At 67.9% G+C, this 16,062-nt stretch carries 15 protein-coding genes; 7 read left to right on the plus strand and 8 right to left on the minus strand.

Annotated elements, in window-relative coordinates; translation table 11 throughout:
- Window positions 1–10 precede the first annotated feature (10 nt).
- From cydB to hisC, 3 genes are all read right to left on the minus strand, one after another.
- Complete coding sequence (gene cydB / locus IE107_RS24845; protein ID WP_189546419.1) at window positions 11–1,012, minus strand: cytochrome d ubiquinol oxidase subunit II; 1,002 nt, start codon at window positions 1,010–1,012, stop codon at window positions 11–13.
- A gap of 18 nt (window positions 1,013–1,030) precedes the next feature.
- On the minus strand, window positions 1,031–2,539 hold the full coding sequence (locus IE107_RS24850; protein WP_189546420.1) for a cytochrome ubiquinol oxidase subunit I: 1,509 nt from the start codon (window positions 2,537–2,539) through the stop codon (window positions 1,031–1,033).
- A gap of 279 nt (window positions 2,540–2,818) precedes the next feature.
- Complete coding sequence (hisC, locus tag IE107_RS24855; protein WP_189546421.1) at window positions 2,819–3,898, minus strand: histidinol-phosphate transaminase; 1,080 nt, start codon at window positions 3,896–3,898, stop codon at window positions 2,819–2,821.
- A 374-nt stretch (window positions 3,899–4,272) separates the two neighbouring features.
- Here hisC and IE107_RS24860 point away from each other — a divergent pair, with 374 nt between their 5' ends.
- The 3 genes from IE107_RS24860 to IE107_RS24870 all read left to right on the plus strand — a co-directional run bounded on the left by IE107_RS24860 (window position 4,273) and on the right by IE107_RS24870 (window position 7,618).
- Entirely contained in the window at window positions 4,273–5,385 is a 1,113-nt protein-coding gene (locus IE107_RS24860; protein ID WP_189546422.1) for a LacI family DNA-binding transcriptional regulator, read from the plus strand.
- A gap of 173 nt (window positions 5,386–5,558) precedes the next feature.
- Window positions 5,559–6,617: a metallophosphoesterase gene (locus IE107_RS24865; protein WP_189546423.1), complete on the plus strand. Its 1,059-nt coding sequence runs from the start codon at window positions 5,559–5,561 to the stop codon at window positions 6,615–6,617.
- A 182-nt stretch (window positions 6,618–6,799) separates the two neighbouring features.
- Entirely contained in the window at window positions 6,800–7,618 is an 819-nt protein-coding gene (locus tag IE107_RS24870) for a hypothetical protein (protein ID WP_189546424.1), read from the plus strand.
- 78 nt (window positions 7,619–7,696) lie between these two features.
- On the opposite strand, the gene thiC is transcribed toward IE107_RS24870, so the two are convergent.
- Window positions 7,697–9,511, minus strand: a complete 1,815-nt coding sequence (gene thiC / locus IE107_RS24875) for a phosphomethylpyrimidine synthase ThiC (protein ID WP_189546426.1) — start codon at window positions 9,509–9,511, stop codon at window positions 7,697–7,699.
- Window positions 9,512–9,707: 196 nt separating this feature from the next.
- On the opposite strand from thiC, the gene IE107_RS24880 reads away from it, so the two are divergent.
- Entirely contained in the window at window positions 9,708–11,030 is a 1,323-nt protein-coding gene (locus tag IE107_RS24880; RefSeq protein ID WP_229867224.1) for a YibE/F family protein, read from the plus strand.
- 83 nt (window positions 11,031–11,113) lie between these two features.
- On the opposite strand, the gene IE107_RS24885 is transcribed toward IE107_RS24880, so the two are convergent.
- The 4 genes from IE107_RS24885 to IE107_RS24900 all read right to left on the minus strand — a co-directional run bounded on the left by IE107_RS24885 (window position 11,114) and on the right by IE107_RS24900 (window position 13,345).
- The gene (locus IE107_RS24885) at window positions 11,114–11,551 is read right to left on the minus strand and encodes an SsgA family sporulation/cell division regulator (RefSeq protein ID WP_072488197.1); all 438 of its coding nucleotides are present in this window, start codon (window positions 11,549–11,551) and stop codon (window positions 11,114–11,116) included.
- A 101-nt stretch (window positions 11,552–11,652) separates the two neighbouring features.
- Entirely contained in the window at window positions 11,653–12,423 is a 771-nt protein-coding gene (locus IE107_RS24890; RefSeq protein ID WP_189546430.1) for an IclR family transcriptional regulator, read from the minus strand.
- 243 nt (window positions 12,424–12,666) lie between these two features.
- Entirely contained in the window at window positions 12,667–12,879 is a 213-nt protein-coding gene (locus IE107_RS24895) for a DUF5326 family protein (RefSeq protein WP_189546432.1), read from the minus strand.
- 148 nt (window positions 12,880–13,027) lie between these two features.
- On the minus strand, window positions 13,028–13,345 hold the full coding sequence (locus IE107_RS24900) for a cupin domain-containing protein (RefSeq protein WP_189546434.1): 318 nt from the start codon (window positions 13,343–13,345) through the stop codon (window positions 13,028–13,030).
- 68 nt (window positions 13,346–13,413) lie between these two features.
- On the opposite strand from IE107_RS24900, the gene IE107_RS24905 reads away from it, so the two are divergent.
- From IE107_RS24905 to IE107_RS24915, 3 genes are all read left to right on the plus strand, one after another.
- The gene (locus IE107_RS24905) at window positions 13,414–13,791 is read left to right on the plus strand and encodes a phage holin family protein (RefSeq protein WP_189546435.1); all 378 of its coding nucleotides are present in this window, start codon (window positions 13,414–13,416) and stop codon (window positions 13,789–13,791) included.
- A 66-nt stretch (window positions 13,792–13,857) separates the two neighbouring features.
- The gene (locus IE107_RS24910; protein ID WP_189546437.1) at window positions 13,858–14,988 is read left to right on the plus strand and encodes a cystathionine gamma-lyase; all 1,131 of its coding nucleotides are present in this window, start codon (window positions 13,858–13,860) and stop codon (window positions 14,986–14,988) included.
- Between the two features lie 177 nt (window positions 14,989–15,165).
- On the plus strand, window positions 15,166–16,062 hold the full coding sequence (locus tag IE107_RS24915) for a LysR family transcriptional regulator (protein ID WP_189546439.1): 897 nt from the start codon (window positions 15,166–15,168) through the stop codon (window positions 16,060–16,062).

Consider the following 16,062-nt stretch of genomic DNA (forward strand, 5'->3'; position numbering starts at 1 on the left):
TCGGATGCGTTCAGTGCGCTTCGGCGATGTGCTGCGTACCGATGCGCTTGCGGAACACCCAGTACGTCCAGCCCTGGTACAGCAGGACGAGGGGGGTGGCGATCCCCGCACACCAGGTCATGATCTTCAGCGTGTACGGGGTGGACGAGGCGTTGGTGACCGTGAGGCTCCAGGCATCGTTCAGCGAGGACGGCATGACGTTCGGGAAGAGCGTCAGGAAGAGCATGGCGACCACGGCCGCGACGGTCACACCGGAGAACGCGAACGACCAGCCCTCGCGTCCCGCCGCGATCGTGGCGACCGCGGCGACCAGCGCCACCACGGCGGTGATCATCGCCAGCAGGCTCCAGCCGTCCCCGTTGTCGAGCTGGGTCCAGGTCAGGAAGCCGAGCGCGAGCACCGCGGTCGCGATCCCCAGCTTCAGCGCCAGCCTGCCCGCCCGCTCCCGGATGTCCCCGACCGTCTTGAGCCCCGCGAACACCGCGCCGTGGAAGGTGAAGAGGGCGAGCGTGACCAGTCCGCCGAGGATGGCGTACGGGTTGAGCAGGTCCCAGAAGTTGCCCACGTACTCCATGTCGGCGTCGATCTTCACGCCGCGCACGATGTTCCCGAAGGCCACGCCCCAGAGCAGGGCGGGGAGCAGTGAAGTCCAGAAGATGGCGTGTTCCCAGTTGGTCTGCCACTTCTCACCGGACCGCTTGGCCCGGTACTCGAAGGCGACCCCGCGCACGATCAGGCAGACCAGGATGAGCAGCAGTGGCAGATAGAAGCCGGAGAACAGAGTGGCGTACCACTCGGGGAAAGCGGCGAAGGTCGCACCGCCCGCGGTGAGCAGCCACACCTCGTTGCCGTCCCAGACGGGCCCGATCGTGTTGATCAGGACCCGTCGTTCCTTGCGGTCGCGGGCCAGCAGCTTGGTGAGGACGCCGATCCCGAAGTCGAATCCCTCCAGGAAGAAGTAGCCGGTCCAGAGGACGGCGATGAGTACGAACCAGACGTTGTGGAGTTCCATCTCTCAGCTCCTCTGCTCTCAGTAGGAGAAGGCCATCGGCCGGTCGGCGTCTTCATGGTCGCCGCCGATCTTGGTGGGCGGGTTGAGGTCGGCCTCGGTGAGCTCCGGCGGACCTGCCTTGATGTACTTCACGAGCAGCTTGACCTCGATGACCGCGAGCACGGCGTAGAGCAGGGTGAAGCCGATCATGGAGGTGAGCACCTCGCCCTGCGAGACACCGGGGGAGACCGCGTCGCGGGTCTGGAGCACTCCGTAGACGACCCAGGGCTGGCGGCCCATCTCGGTGAAGATCCAGCCCCAGGAGTTGGCGATCAGCGGGAAGAGCAGCGTCCAGAGCGCGAGGATCCAGTAGCACCTGGCGAACTTCGGGCTGAGTGCCTTGTTCTTGAAGAGGACCAGGTGGGGCACTTCGTCCTCGCCGGTCCGCAGTCCCGGCGGCAGCATGAACTTCTTCCGGGTCAGCCACAGTCCGAGGATGCCGAGGGCGAAGGACGCCATCCCGAAGCCGATCATCCAGCGGAAGCTCCAGAACGCGACCGGGATGTTGGGCCGGTAGTCGCCGGGGCCGAACTTCTCCTGCTCGGCCTTGTTGATGTCGTTGATGCCGGGCACGTACGACGTGAAGCTGTCGTCCGCGAGGAAGGACAGTACGCCCGGGATGGAGATCTCCACGGTGTTGTGGCCCTTGGCCACGTCACCGACCGCGAAGATCGAGAAGGGAGCCGCGTCCTGGCCCTCCCAGAGCGCCTCGGCAGCGGCCATCTTCATCGGCTGCTGCTTGAACATGACCTTGCCCAGCTGGTCGCCGCTGATGGCGGTGAGCAGTCCGGCGATGACCACGGTGACCAGGCCGAGCCGCAACGAGGTCCGCATCACCGGGATGTGCTTCTTGCGTGCCAGGTGGAAGGCGGCGATGCCGACCATGAACGCGCCGCCGACCAGGAAGGCCGCGGTGATGGTGTGGAAGAACTGGGCGAGCGCGGTGTTCTGGGTGAGCACGTGCCAGAAGTCGGTGAGCTCGGCCCGGCCGCGTTCCTTGTTGATCCGGTAGCCGACCGGGTGCTGCATCCAGGAGTTGGCCGCCAGGATGAAGTAGGCGGACAGGATGGTCCCGATGGAGACCATCCAGATGCAGGCGAGATGGATCTTCTTCGGCAGCCTGTCCCAGCCGAAGATCCACAAGCCGATGAAGGTGGACTCGAAGAAGAACGCGATCAGCGCCTCGAACGCGAGCGGGGCACCGAAGATGTCACCGACGAACCGCGAGTAGTCGGACCAGTTCATGCCGAACTGGAACTCCTGGACGATGCCGGTGACGACGCCCATGGCGATATTGATCAGGAAGAGTTTGCCCCAGAACTTCGTCGCCCTGAGGTACTTCTCGTTGTTCGTCCGGACCCAGGCGGTCTGCAGGCCGGCGGTGAGCGCGGCGAGAGAGATCGTCAGGGGGACGAACAAGAAGTGATAGACGGTAGTGATACCGAACTGCCATCGCGCCAAGGTTTCCGGCGCCAGAGCCAGCTCCACGTCGTCTTCTCCTTACGTCGCCGTAATCACACCGGCAGTTTGCCCTTTAAATCCGACTAATCACGGGAGGAACAGGACGCGATTGTGAACGCGTTCACAATCACAAGCATTATTGCGCACAGACTTTCGGGACCTTCGGGCGGGGTACCCCTTTGGGACGTTCCGATCAATCTGCCCGAAACAGACGCTCCGGGAGCACCGCGGATCCCCGGCAGCGAGAAGGGCCCCGCACCTCGTCGAACGAGGTACGGGGCCCTGGCTCCGGGGCGCGCGGGCGGCCTACAGCTCCTTGCGGTACGACTCGGCCACCTTCAGGAACAGGTCGTTCGCCTCGTCCTCCCCGATCGTGACCCGCACGCCCTCACCCATGAACGGCCTGACCACCACGCCGGCCCCCTCACATGCCGCGGCGAAGTCGGCGGTACGGTCTCCGAGCCGCATCCAGACGAAGTTCGCCTGGGAATCCGGCACGGTCCACCCCTGGCCGGCCAGCGCCCGCTGCACCCGCTGGCGCTCGCACACCAACGAGCCCACCCGCCCCAGGAGTTCGTCCTCGGCGCGCAGCGAGGCGACCGCCGCGTCCTGTGCCAGCTGGCTGACCCCGAAGGGCACCGCCGTCTTGCGCAGCGCGGCCGCCACCGGCTCGTGGGCCACGGCGAAACCGACCCGCAGCCCCGCCAGGCCGTACGCCTTGGAGAAGGTCCGCAGCACCGCCACATTGGGCCGGTCCCGGTAGATCTCGATACCGTCCGGCACCTCGACGTCCCGGATGAACTCCCGGTACGCCTCGTCGAGCACCACCAGGACGTCGCTCGGCACCCGGTCCAGGAACCGCTCCAGCGCGGCCCGGCGCACCACGGTGCCGGTCGGGTTGTTCGGGTTGCAGACGAAGATCATCCGGGTGCGGTCGGTGATCGCGTCCGCCATAGCGTCGAGGTCGTGCACCTCGCCGTCGGTCAGCGGGACCTTCACCGAGGTCGCACCGCTGATCTGCGTGATGATCGGGTAAGCCTCGAAGGAACGCCAGGCGTAGATGACCTCGTCACCCGGGCCCGAGGTGGCCTGGAGCAGCTGCTGCGCCACCCCGACCGAGCCGGTCCCGGTGGCGAGGTGCGAGAGGGGCACACCGAAACGCTCGGCCAGCTCGTTCATCAGGCCGGTGCAGGCCATGTCCGGGTAACGGTTGAAGTTCGCGGCCGCGGCCAGGGCGGACTCCATCACCCCGGGCAGTGGCGGATACGGGTTCTCGTTGGAGGACAGCTTGAACGCGACCGGTCCGCCGGCCGCGGCCGGCCTGCCCGGTACATAGGCGGGGACGCCGTCCAGCTCGGCGCGCAGCTTGGGGCTCGTCTCGCTCACCGCAGGTCCTCCTCAGACTGTCTCTGTACACATCAATACTGCTCACCTTATGAGGATTGGGCGCCGCTGCGAATGGCCCCGAGCGTCCAATCGTCCGGTGCGACCAGAAATGAGGGGAGCGCTCTGCCCTCCGGCGCGCGCCGGTGGCTCACTCCGTGGCGCGCGTCCCCCGAAGAGGTGAGATGAGACCTCTTCGAGACATCGCCCATTTAGTAGGCCCATCGACTTCGACACATGACACACTATGGTCAGGCCCATCAACATCCTTGACTTTCAAGGCATTTGATCGTTAACGATCATGCAAAAACGTGCCTGTCAACGAGTGACTATGCGACCGGGCCAACCGCCCCTCCGAGCCCTACTATCGGCTCGCCATGACAGCAGCAGGGAAGCACCAGGTGAGCCGGACGGACACACCCCGGCGCGGCGGCCGGCAGGGACGAGCGGGAATCCGGGATGTGGCCGCCGCCGCCGGAGTCTCCATCACGACCGTCTCCGACGCGCTCAACGGCAAGGGCAGGCTCCCGGACGCCACCCGCCGCCATGTCCGCGAGGTCGCAGAGCGCCTGGGCTACCGCCCTTCCGCCGCGGCCCGCACCCTCCGTACCGGCAAGTCCGGCCTCATCGGCCTGACCGTGACGACCTACGGGGACGAACCCTTCACCTTCACCGAATTCGCGTACTTCGCGGAGATGGCCAGAGCGGCCACCTCCGCCGCGCTCGCCCGCGGCTACGCCCTCGTCATCCTGCCCGCCACCTCACGCCACGACGTCTGGTCGAACGTCGCCCTCGACGGCACCGTCGTGATCGACCCCTCGGACCAGGACCCGGTCGTCACCGAACTCGTGCGCCAGGGTCTGCCCGTCGTCTCGGACGGCCGTCCGGCCGGCACCCTCCCGGTCACGGCCTGGGTCGACAACGACCACCGGGCCGCCGTGCTCGATCTGCTCGACCATCTCTCCGCCGCCGGAGCCCGCCGCATCGGCCTGCTCACCGGCACCACCACCGACACGTACACCCGTCTCTCCACCAGCGCGTACCTCCACTGGTGCGAGCGCGTGGGCCAGGACCCGGTGTACGAGTCCTACCCCGCCCACGACCCGTGCGCGGGCGCGGTCGCCGCCGACCGTCTGCTGGCCCGCCCGGACCGGCCCGACGCCGTCTACGGACTCTTCGACCCCAACGGCACCGATCTGCTGGCGGCGGCCCGCCGGTACGGTCTGCGCGTCCCCGAGGACCTGCTGCTGGTCTGCTGCAGCGAGTCCACCGTGTACGCGACGACCGAGCCCCCCATCACCACCCTCTCGCTCAAGCCGCGCAGAATCGGCACGGCAGTCGTGCAGCTCCTGATCGACGCGATCGAGGGCGTGGATCAGGACGGACCGGTGGAGCAGGTCATACCGACCGAACTCATCGTGCGGACCTCCTCGCAACGCCGTCCACCCCGCACCACGGTCAGCCCACCCCGCTCTCCGGCAGGGGATTGATCTGGCGATTTCGGACCAATCGGTTGGTGAACCCGACGTGCGTCCGGATTCACCACCCCTGGTGCGTCACACAGCACGATCCGCATTCCTATGATGGGCGCACGACACCGCGGACCACCCCGACCAGCAGGGCCCGTCAGGTGTACGGCGGCGCGACGGTGGTGGAGGGGTCGATGACACAGGGGGCCGGTCAGGAACCCGTGGTGCGGACTGCGACGTTGCGCGACTTCCGCGTACCGCCCTATGCCCAGACCCCGGTGCCGCCATCACCACCGCACCCGGGCAACGCCGTCCCCTCCGGCGAGCCGCCGGAGGGGTACACACCCACCGCACGCGACCTTCCCGTGATCAACCGCGGTGACACCCTGGAGGTGACGGCCGTCCCCGACCCGCGGCCCGTCCCGGACCAGGGCCTCGGACCGCTGTACGTCGTCGGCGACGTCCACGGCTACCTGGACGAGCTCCACGCCGCCCTCGCCGAGCAGGGCCTGATCGACGCCGACGGCAAATGGTCGGCGGGCAATGCCCGGCTCTGGTTCCTCGGCGACTTCACCGACCGGGGCCCCGACGGCATCGGGGTCATCGACCTCGTGATGCGCCTGTCCGCCGAGGCCGCGGCCGCCGGCGGCTACTGCAAGGCCCTGATGGGCAATCACGAACTGCTGCTCATCGGTGCCAAGCGGTTCAGCGACACCCCGGTCAACTCCGGCGCGGGCACCGCCACCTTCCAGGCCGCCTGGCTGCTCAACGGCGGCCAGAAGAACGACATGGAGCGGCTCCAGGACGTCCACCTCCAGTGGATGTCCCGGCTCGACGCGATCGTCGAGGAGGACGGGCATCTGCTGATGCACTCCGACACGACGGCCTACCTCGAATACGGCACCACCATCGAGGACGTCAACGACACGGTGCACGCCATTCTCACGCGTAACGACGCCGATGAGTGCTGGGACCTCTTCCGCAAGCTCACCAAGCGGTTCGCCTTCCGTGACGAGTCGGGTCCGCAGGCCGTCCGGGAGCTGATGGCGACCTATGGCGGACAGCGCATCGTCCATGGTCACAGCCCCATTCCGTACCTCCTCGGAGAGGTCGGCTCGGAGGACGGCGAGGACGGATCCGGCCCCGTGGTCGAGGGTCCGCACGTGTATGCGGACGGGCTCGCGATCGCCATGGACGGCGGAGTGACCATGGCCGGAAAGCTACTGGTCGTCCAGCTCCCCCTGCATGACTGACATTCTTCTGGGCAGACGCATCCACGAACTGACCACGCCGACCACTGGGCCTATTTTCGGAAACCCCCTGTCACCCCGTGCCGTGGGCGCTCTACCATCGGCGTATCAGTAGCAGGCTCTCCTCCGTTTCCGCCCAACTGCCCGTCCTGAGCGGGCATTCAGGCCCGACGGAGCATCGGGGGATGCACATGAACAGCGCTCCGCACCTGCTGGCCGAGGACCGACCCGAGTACGAGCGGATCCTCGACGACGCACTGCGCCATGCCCACGACCGGCCGGATCTGGCCGCGGTCGGCGAGCGGCTCAACGCCGTGCAGCTGCGCACCATGGCACTGGACGCCACGGAGCTGATCACGTCCACGGCCGCCACCGAGTACGAGAACTATGTGCAGGCCCGGGAGGAACTGCGCGGCCCCGCCGAAGGGGAGGACCAGGACGCAGGACCCGGCATCGCCCGCCCGCATCGGTCGGGCGCCGGCATAGGGGCCGTGGTCACGGTCCTGGCGCCGGTGCTCGCCGGAACCGCCGCGTTCATATTCCTGCTGGCCGGCTATCTGCTGAGGCTGCTCGACCCACCACCGTCGTTCGCCTCCACCATGGTCTCCGCCGGCTGGTTCTTCGCAGCGGTCACGGCCGCCGCCATCCTGGCAGCCGCCGTCGGGCTGCTCATCACCGCGCTGCGCAACGGATCGGATTCGCAGCCCGTCGACGACGACGAGGACGAACTGCCGGAGGACGTGGCACGGGCCAGGGAGGCATGGCGCCATGCCCTGCTGGAGCGCGGCATCCTGCCGTTCCTGCGGGACGCGCTCGCCGACCCCGAGGCCGGTCCCGCCGCGCGCACCCCGCTGCCCTCGGCGAACCGCATCCCGAAGGTCGGCTACAGCCGGCCGGACTTCTCCAGTCCGGGCGACGGCCCGGCGGCGGGCCCCCGCCCGACATTCACCTCGCCCGACTTCACCAGCCCCGACTTCGGCGGCCCGGAGCACGAGCTGGACTGACCGGGTTCGCACCCCGGACGAACGGCGGGCCCGGCCGCCCCGGAAGCCCGAGCCTCCGGGGCGGCTGCTCGTCCCGGATCAGTCCGCGATCGGCAGATAGACCCGGTTGCCGGCCGCCGCGAATTCCTTGGACTTCTCCGCCATGCCCGCCTCGATCTCCGCCTGCGAACCGCCGTGCTCGCGCCGGATGTCCTGGGAGATCTTCATCGAACAGAATTTCGGGCCGCACATCGAGCAGAAGTGCGCCGTCTTCGCCGGCTCGGCAGGCAGCGTCTCGTCGTGGAACTCCCGTGCGGTGTCCGGGTCGAGAGCCAGGTTGAACTGGTCCTCCCAGCGGAACTCGAAACGGGCGTCGGAGAGCGCGTCGTCCCAGTCCTGCGCCCCCGGGTGCCCCTTGGCGAGGTCCGCCGCGTGCGCCGCGATCTTGTAGGTGATGACGCCGGTCTTCACATCGTCCCGGTTGGGCAGGCCGAGGTGCTCCTTCGGCGTGACGTAGCAGAGCATCGCCGTCCCCCACCACGCGATCATCGCCGCGCCTATGCCCGAGGTGATGTGGTCGTACGCCGGCGCGACATCGGTGGTCAGCGGGCCGAGCGTATAGAAGGGCGCCTCCTCGCAGATCTCCTGCTGGAGGTCGATGTTCTCCTTGATCTTGTGCATCGGGACATGGCCCGGCCCCTCGATCATGGTCTGGACGCCGAACCGCTTGGCGACCGCGTTCAGCTCGCCCAGCGTGCGCAGTTCGGCGAACTGCGCCTCGTCGTTGGCGTCGGCGATCGAACCGGGACGCAGCCCGTCGCCCAGCGAGTACGTCACGTCGTAGCGCGCGAGGATCTCGCAGAGCTCCTCGAAGTGCTCGTACAGGAACGACTCCTTGTGGTGCGCGAGGCACCACGCCGCCATGATCGAGCCGCCGCGGGAGACGATGCCGGTCCTGCGGCGGGCGGTCAGTGGGACGTACGGCAGGCGCACGCCGGCGTGGACCGTCATGTAGTCGACGCCCTGCTCGGCCTGCTCGATGACGGTGTCCTTGTAGATCTCCCAGGTGAGTTCCTCCGCCCGGCCGTCGACCTTTTCGAGAGCCTGGTAGAGCGGAACGGTGCCGATCGGCACGGGGGAGTTGCGCAGAACCCACTCACGGGTGGTGTGAATGTTGCGGCCGGTGGACAGATCCATGACGGTGTCGGCGCCCCAACGCGTCGCCCACGTCATTTTCTCCACCTCCTCCTCGATGGAGGACGTCACCGCGGAGTTGCCGATGTTGGCATTGACCTTCACCAGGAACCGCTTGCCGATGATCACCGGCTCGATCTCGGGGTGGTTGACGTTGGCGGGCAGCACGGCCCGGCCGGCCGCGATCTCCGCGCGCACCACCTCGGGCCCGACGTTCTCCCGGATCGCCACGTACTCCATCTCCGGGGTGATGTCGCCCCGGCGGGCGTACGCGAGCTGGGTCACCGGCTGCCCGTCGCGGCTGCGTCGCGGCAGGCGCGGACGGCCGGGGAAGACCGCGTCGAGGTTGCGCAGCCCTTCCCCGAGCTCGCGGCTTCGCTCGAGCAGGGGAGACCCCATTCGCGGCGAGGTGTGCTTGAGCCCGTCGTCCTCGGGGCGGACGGGGCGGCCGGGGTACTCCTCGGTGTCGCCGCGGGCGACGATCCAGTTCTCCCGCAGCGGTGCGAGCCCGCGGCGGACATCGGTCTCGACGGTGGGGTCGGTGTACGGCCCCGACGTGTCGTACAGCGTCACGTCCTTGCCGTTGGTGAGGTGCACCTGACGGACCGGCACCCGGAGGTCAGGGCGCGAGCCCTGGACGTACCCCTTGTGCCAGCCGATGGACTTCCGGGCCTCGTCGCTCTGGTCCGAGGCAGGCGTGCGTGCGTCCGCTGTGGTCATGAGACCTACTCCCTACGCCGGCATTACCCGGTAACAGGTTCGGCGGTCGGCGCAGCCCTCTCCGTACGGACGTACGGATATCAGCGCCCTCTCAGCCCGGTGCTCCGAGCTCCCGCGTGTGCAAAGGTCCCTCCACGCTAGCGCCCCGTCCGGCGTAATGAACAGTGGGCCCGTCCCTTCTTGCGATGATCGGCCGGTGACGTCCCTCCAGCTCGACCACGAACCGCAGAGCCATCAGCACGGCCACTCGCACAGCCATGGTCCTGCCGCACCCGTCTCCAAACATCTGCGCAAGGTCATCGCGGCCGTACTGATCCCGTTCGCCACCGCCGTCCTCGTCGGTCTGGTGGCGCTCTGGCCGGGCGGTGCGCCGACGCACGAGCGGACCGGCGTCGGATTCGACCGGCAGACCCAGCAGGGAAAGGTGGTGAATGTCGACATGGTGGACTGCAAGTCCGTGAACGCGGTCCAGACACCCATGAACGGGGACACCACGCCACCCTCGGGGAAGGGAAGGGGGCTGTGCAAGAAGGCCACGATCGAGGTGACGACCGGTCACGACAAGGGCCGCACCTTCGTCGAGGTCGTCCAGCCCGACGCACCGCGCCAATTGCGCCAGGATCAGGGAGTGGTCGTGGCGTACGCCCCGGACGCGCCCCGCGATCTGCAGTACTCGGTGACGGACGTGAACCGGAAGTTCCCGATGGCCCTGCTGGCCGGGATCTTCGCCCTGGCCGTGGTCGCGGTGGGCCGCATGCGCGGGGTGATGGCACTGGTCGCACTGACGGTGTCGTTCGCGGTGCTGACCCTGTTCATCCTCCCGGCCATTCTCCAGGGCTCGAATCCGCTGCTCGTCGCGGTGGTCGGGGCCAGCGCGATCATGCTCATCGCGCTCTACATGTGCCACGGTCCGACCGCCCGCACCTCGGTCGCGGTGATCGGCACGCTGATCTCACTGCTGCTGATCGGACTGCTCGGATCGCTCTTCATCGGCTGGGCGAGCCTGACCGGCAACACCGATGACAACACCGGCCTCATCCATGGCCTGTACCCGCACATCGACATGAGCGGTCTGCTGCTGGCCGGTGTCATCATCGGCTCGCTCGGGGTCCTCGACGATGTGACCGTGACCCAGACCTCGGCGGTCTGGGAACTGCACCAGGCGAACCCGACTCTGGGCGTGCGTGGCCTCTACCGGGCAGGGATCAGGATCGGACGCGACCACATCGCCTCGGTCGTCAATACGCTGGTGCTCGCCTACGCGGGCGCCGCACTGCCGTTGCTGCTGCTGTTCTCCGTCGCGCAGAGCAGCATGGGGACGGTGGCCAACAGCGAGCTGGTGGCGGAGGAGATCGTACGAACGCTGGTCGGCTCGATCGGACTGGTCGCCTCGGTGCCGGTGACGACGGTGCTCGCTGCGCTGGTCGTCTCCGCGGACCGCACAGGGCTCGGTGCGGAAGCCAGGGCTTCGGCACCCGTACGGGCCGGGAAAGGCCGTCGTCGTAGGACGAAGCCCTGAACGTCTCCGTCAGGTAAGCAATTTTCACCCGTTCGGCAGATACCGTGTTCGACCGGTGAACCGGTCGGCAGCGCCCGTTCCCGTCAGCCGGCGTTCTGTTCCTCGGCGAGGATCCGGCCCAGAGCATCCTCCAGATTGCCCTCGAAGTCACCCAGCGTGCACTCCTGCCCGAGCGGCACAAGCTTGTCGGTCCGGTCGAGAAAAGCCACAAGCGGTGCCGTACCGGCCCTGAAGAGGGCCCGGTCCTCGCCGACCTGAAGCCGGATATGTACGTCGGAGAGTCCCTCGGGTTCAGTGGGTCCGATGTGCACATCACCGTCACCACTGGGGCTGTTGAGGCCGTCGAGCAGCAGCTCACGGCCGAATGCCCAGGTGACGGGGGCGTCACCTGGCAGATGGAAGGTCATCCGGATCGCATACGGATCGCAGACCTCGTACCGGAGCTCCACCGGGATCCGGAAAGAGAGCTCCTCGGAGACGAGGAAGCTCATCATGACCTCAGCTTGAACCGACTCGCGCATCGTTCAACCCCGCAGTAGATGAATCTGGCCAGGAATAATCCCCCGTGGCCCTATTGACGCCATCGTGGTGCACGCGATAGCAGATCACAAGGAGTGATTTTTCAGATACTGATAGAGAACACGAACGAACGCAAGAGGCTGGTTACTTCGCCACGTAGTTGTTCGACTGCGGGGAGCAATCGACTCTCCTGTTCCAAGGGTACGGAAATCGCCATCGCGGCGGCGGTGAATCCGGCCGTGATCGGGATGGCCGCGCAGACCGTGCCCAGGACGTACTCCTGTCGCTCGATGACAGGTTCCGTCCGACCCAGCGACCGCAGTCGTTCGAGGAGTGCCGCGCGGTCCTTCACCGAATAGCGGGTCAGCGGGCGCACAGGGTGACGGTCCAGGTGGTCCTCGCGCGCCTTCTCGTCGAGCTGGCTCAGCAGGCACTGGCCGATCGCGTGGGCGTGCCCGGTCTCCCGGAAGGACGCCCATTCGTCGACGGCGGGGTTGGCGGGGGTGTCGGCGACCGCGACGAGTTCGATCTCACCCTCGCGGTAGACGGCGCAGTACACCGGTGCGCCGATGGTGTCTCGCCAGCGGCCCAGCGACTCGGCCATCCTGCTGCGGCGATTCTGCAACGTACCCTCGCCGACCAGGCGTTCGGCCGCGTTACCCATGAGGAAGACGCCGTTCTCCCGGCGCAGATAGCCTTCGTGCGTCAGGGTGCGCAGCAGATGGTAGGCCGTGGGAAGTGGAAGTCCTGCCTCCCTGGCCAGTTGCTTCGCGGGCGCCCCGTCACGATGAGCGACCGCGGCCTCCAGCAGCCTCAGCGCTCGCTGCACCGAACCGATCAGCGTCGGGGCAGCAGCGCTCGATGCCGTGGTCAACAGTCACCCCCAGGCATGGTGACGGGTGGTCATCCCGCCTGTGGGGGCCGCCCCCACGGGCTGCCACATGGCTGGGGTCCGGAGACCGAACGCCGTACAAACCACTGGTCAGTGTGGCGACGGACTATTGATTCCCAGGCAGTGGCAGCGAACTGCCACTGTATCGGCCGGGTCCGCGGGGAGCGTCGTTTCGCCTTCCGCTTAGCTCAGCTGGGCTAACGCCCCGGCCGGTCTCCGATCGTCCTACCAGTCGCCGCGCGAGGAGGACGACGACATGAACTTGCGTACGACGAAGACGAGCCCGCCGACCAGGATCACGAAGATCAGGACCTTGAAGAGCAGTCCGATCACGAACCCGACCACGCTGGCGATCAGACCGCCGAACACGACGATCGCGATGACCGGCACCGCGATCCACTTCACCCACCAGGGCATCCCAGCGAATATCTCCCGCACGGCCATCGTCCCTACCTCGTCTCCTTGAGTTCCTGCTTCGATGCTAGAGGCGCGGAGGAGGCCGACGGGGGTTGCGCAGCCCTTGAAGTCCCCTGATCGACCCCTGAGGGATCCCTGAGACCGGACCCCTGCCCTCCGGTGGACCGGCTCAGCTCTCCGGCGGGGAGAAGACCACCATCACCCGCAGATCCTCGGTGATGTGGTGGAACTTGTGAGCGACACCGGCCGGTACGTACACCACGCTTCCTCTGCCCACCTGCGTGGTTTCCATGCCGACCGTGATCGAGGCGCGGCCGCTGACGACGAGGTAGACCTCGTCCTGGTTGTGCGGCTGCTGCGGGTCGAGCTCACCGGCGTTCAGCGCGTACAGGCCGACGGACATGTTCCGTTCCTTCACGAACTGGAGATACGCGCCGTCGTTGGCGGCTCGCTCCGCTTCCAGCTCGTCCAGTCTGAATGCCTTCATGGCCTGTGCGCCCCTTGCCTCTGCACTGCCGGTGTCCGCCACCGATCACGTCTGCCACGATCAGACACATGAAGAATTTCGTAGTCAAGACGATCGCCAACGCAGGTGCGCTGGCCGTGGCCATCTGGCTGATCCAGGACATCACGCTGACCGGTGGCAGCACCGGCCGCAAGGCGCTCACGCTGGTCCTGGTCGCCCTGCTCTTCGGCCTGGTGAACTCCGTGGTCAAGCCGATCGTGAAGCTGCTCACGCTGCCGCTCTTCATCCTCACGCTCGGGCTGATCACGCTGGTGGTCAACGCGCTCATGCTGCTGCTGACCTCCTGGCTGGCCGGCCTCTTCGACCTGAGCTTCCATGTCGAGGGCTTCTGGACCGCCGTGCTCGGCGGCCTGATCATCTCGATCGTGTCGTGGGCACTGAACGTGGTCCTGCCCGACGAGGACTGATCCGGTCCCTTCTGAACAATGCGGGCAGGACCGGTGGCGCACCGGAAAGAGAAGCGAGGGAGCGGTATGAGCACCATGGGGGACGGAACCCGGGCGGTACGGGCCGGGCTGCCCGAACCGGAGCAGTTCGAGCCCTCCCTGCCCGGTCCGGTCTTCGCCGCGCATTTCCATCTCTCCGGTGAACCGACCGGTCCGTACACATACGGCCGGGACACCAATCCGACCTGGACCCATCTGGAACGCGCCATCGGCGAGCTGGAGGCTCCGGGGGAGCCCGTCGAGACCACGGTCTTCGCTTCCGGGATGGCGGCGATCTCGGCCGTACTGCTGTCCCAGGCGCGCACCGGCGACGTGGTGGTACTGCCCGACGACGGCTATCAGGCCCTGCCACTGGTGCGTGAGCAGCTGGAGGCGTACGGGGTCGAGGTGCGGACCGCGCCGACCGGTGGTGATGCCCAGCTCGCGGTCCTCGAAGGCGCCCGGCTGCTGTGGATCGAGACCCCGTCCAATCCGGGGCTCGATGTCTGCGATGTACGCCGACTCGTCGGGGCGGCGCACTCGGCCGGCGCTCTGGTGGCCGTCGACAACACCCTGGCCACACCACTCGGCCAGCGCCCGCTGGAGCTGGGGGCCGACTTCTCGGTGGCCAGCGACACCAAGGGCATGACCGGGCACGGGGACCTCCTGCTCGGCCATGTGACCTGCCGCGATCCGGAGCTGGCAGCGGGAGTGCGGCGCTGGCGCAAGGTGGTCGGCGCGATCCCGGGCCCCATGGAGGCCTGGCTCGCGCACCGCTCGCTGGCCACTCTGGAGCTGCGGATCGACCGGCAGTGCGCCACCGCGCTGACGCTGGCGGAGGCGCTGGGCAGGCGGCCGGGGGTAACCGGGCTGCGGTATCCCGGGCTGCCCACCGACCCTTCGTATCCGAAGGCCGTACGGCAGATGCGGCGCTTCGGCTCCGTGGTCTCGTTCGTACTGCCGGACCGCGATCGGGCGGAGCGCTTCCTGACCGAGCTGCGGCTGGTCGAGGACGCGACGAGCTTCGGCGGTATACGCTCCACCGCCGAGCGCCGGGCCCGCTGGGGCGGTGACGCCGTACCCGAGGGCTTCATCCGTTTCTCGGTCGGCGCGGAGAGCGCGGCGGACTTGGTGGCGGATGTGGAACGGGCGCTGGACGCGGCGCTGAGCGGGGTCTGACCGGTGGTCCGAGCCTCCCCCCTCGTGGCTCGGACCACCCCGGCTCTTCCTGCGAAGAGCCGCCCGAACAAGGCTAGTTGACTCTCCGTCAGTGTCCAATCACGGTAGCGACAGCGACCTATCGACATATTTATAGTTGTACGGGTCCGAAGCGTCGCGAGGGTGGGAGGACCGGACATGGACCTGGCCCTGCTGCGCACGTTCGTCACGGTGCACCGGGCCGGCTCCTTCACCAGGGCCGCTGCCCTGCTGGGTCTCTCCCAGCCGGCGGTCACCTCGCAGATCCGGACCCTGGAGCGGCAGCTTGGCCGCCCGCTCTTCCTGCGCAAGGCCCGCGGCGTGACCCCGACGACCATCGGCGACGAACTCGCGCACCGGGCGGCGCCCCATCTGGACGCGCTGATCGAGATCACCGAGGCGGAGCTCGACGAGGAGTCGGGCGTCCGGACCCTGCATCTGGCCGGGCCGCCGGAGTTCACCTCGATGCGCGCCCTGCCCGCGCTCACCGATCTCGTCGGCCAGGGCCTGGCCCTGCGCAGCAGCTTCTTCACCAGCGCCGAGGAGACACTGGAGGGGCTGGCCGCCGGACACCACGATCTGGCCCTCACAACGGCCCGTCCGCGCGGCGGGCTGCTCTCCGCGACTCCTTTGTGCGACGAGGAACACGTACTGGTCGCCGCCCCGCGCTGGGCCGGGCGCCTCGGACCCGGGAGCCTGCGGCACAAGGGGCCCGTGGTGCTGGACCAGCTGCCGGTCGTGGAGGTCCACGAGAGCCTGCCGCTCGTCTCCCGCTACTGGGCCGCGGTCTTCGAGAGCCGGCCCGCCGTCGCGGGGACCGTCATCGTGCCGGACCTCCGGGCGGTCCTGGAATGTGCCGTGGCGGGCGCCGGACTCGCCGTGCTGCCGCGCTATCTGTGCGAGCGAGCGCTGGAGCGGGGCGAGGTCGTGGCGCTCCTGGACCCGCCCGTGCCTCCACTGCGCACGTACTTTCTGGCTGTCCGGACCGGCACGCTCGCGCTCCCCCGCATCGCACGGGCGCACGAGTGGCTGCTGCGGGCCGCAGCCGACTGGTGA

It is taken from the genome of Streptomyces gelaticus, from assembly GCF_014649535.1.
Lineage (GTDB): Bacteria > Actinomycetota > Actinomycetes > Streptomycetales > Streptomycetaceae > Streptomyces > Streptomyces gelaticus.

Bases quoted from the DNA above. Each gene is read 5' to 3' on its own strand.
- cydB (WP_189546419.1), bottom strand. From the start codon at position 1,012: ATGGAACTCCACAACGTCTGGTTCGTACTCATCGCCGTCCTCTGGACC.
- IE107_RS24860 (WP_189546422.1), top strand. From the start codon at position 4,273: ATGACAGCAGCAGGGAAGCACCAGGTGAGCCGGACGGACACACCCCGG.
- IE107_RS24865 (WP_189546423.1), top strand. From the start codon at position 5,559: ATGACACAGGGGGCCGGTCAGGAACCCGTGGTGCGGACTGCGACGTTG.
- IE107_RS24870 (WP_189546424.1), top strand. From the start codon at position 6,800: ATGCACATGAACAGCGCTCCGCACCTGCTGGCCGAGGACCGACCCGAG.
- thiC (WP_189546426.1), bottom strand. From the start codon at position 9,511: ATGACCACAGCGGACGCACGCACGCCTGCCTCGGACCAGAGCGACGAG.
- IE107_RS24885 (WP_072488197.1), bottom strand. From the start codon at position 11,551: ATGCGCGAGTCGGTTCAAGCTGAGGTCATGATGAGCTTCCTCGTCTCC.
- IE107_RS24900 (WP_189546434.1), bottom strand. From the start codon at position 13,345: ATGAAGGCATTCAGACTGGACGAGCTGGAAGCGGAGCGAGCCGCCAAC.
- IE107_RS24905 (WP_189546435.1), top strand. From the start codon at position 13,414: ATGAAGAATTTCGTAGTCAAGACGATCGCCAACGCAGGTGCGCTGGCC.
- IE107_RS24910 (WP_189546437.1), top strand. From the start codon at position 13,858: ATGAGCACCATGGGGGACGGAACCCGGGCGGTACGGGCCGGGCTGCCC.
- IE107_RS24915 (WP_189546439.1), top strand. From the start codon at position 15,166: ATGGACCTGGCCCTGCTGCGCACGTTCGTCACGGTGCACCGGGCCGGC.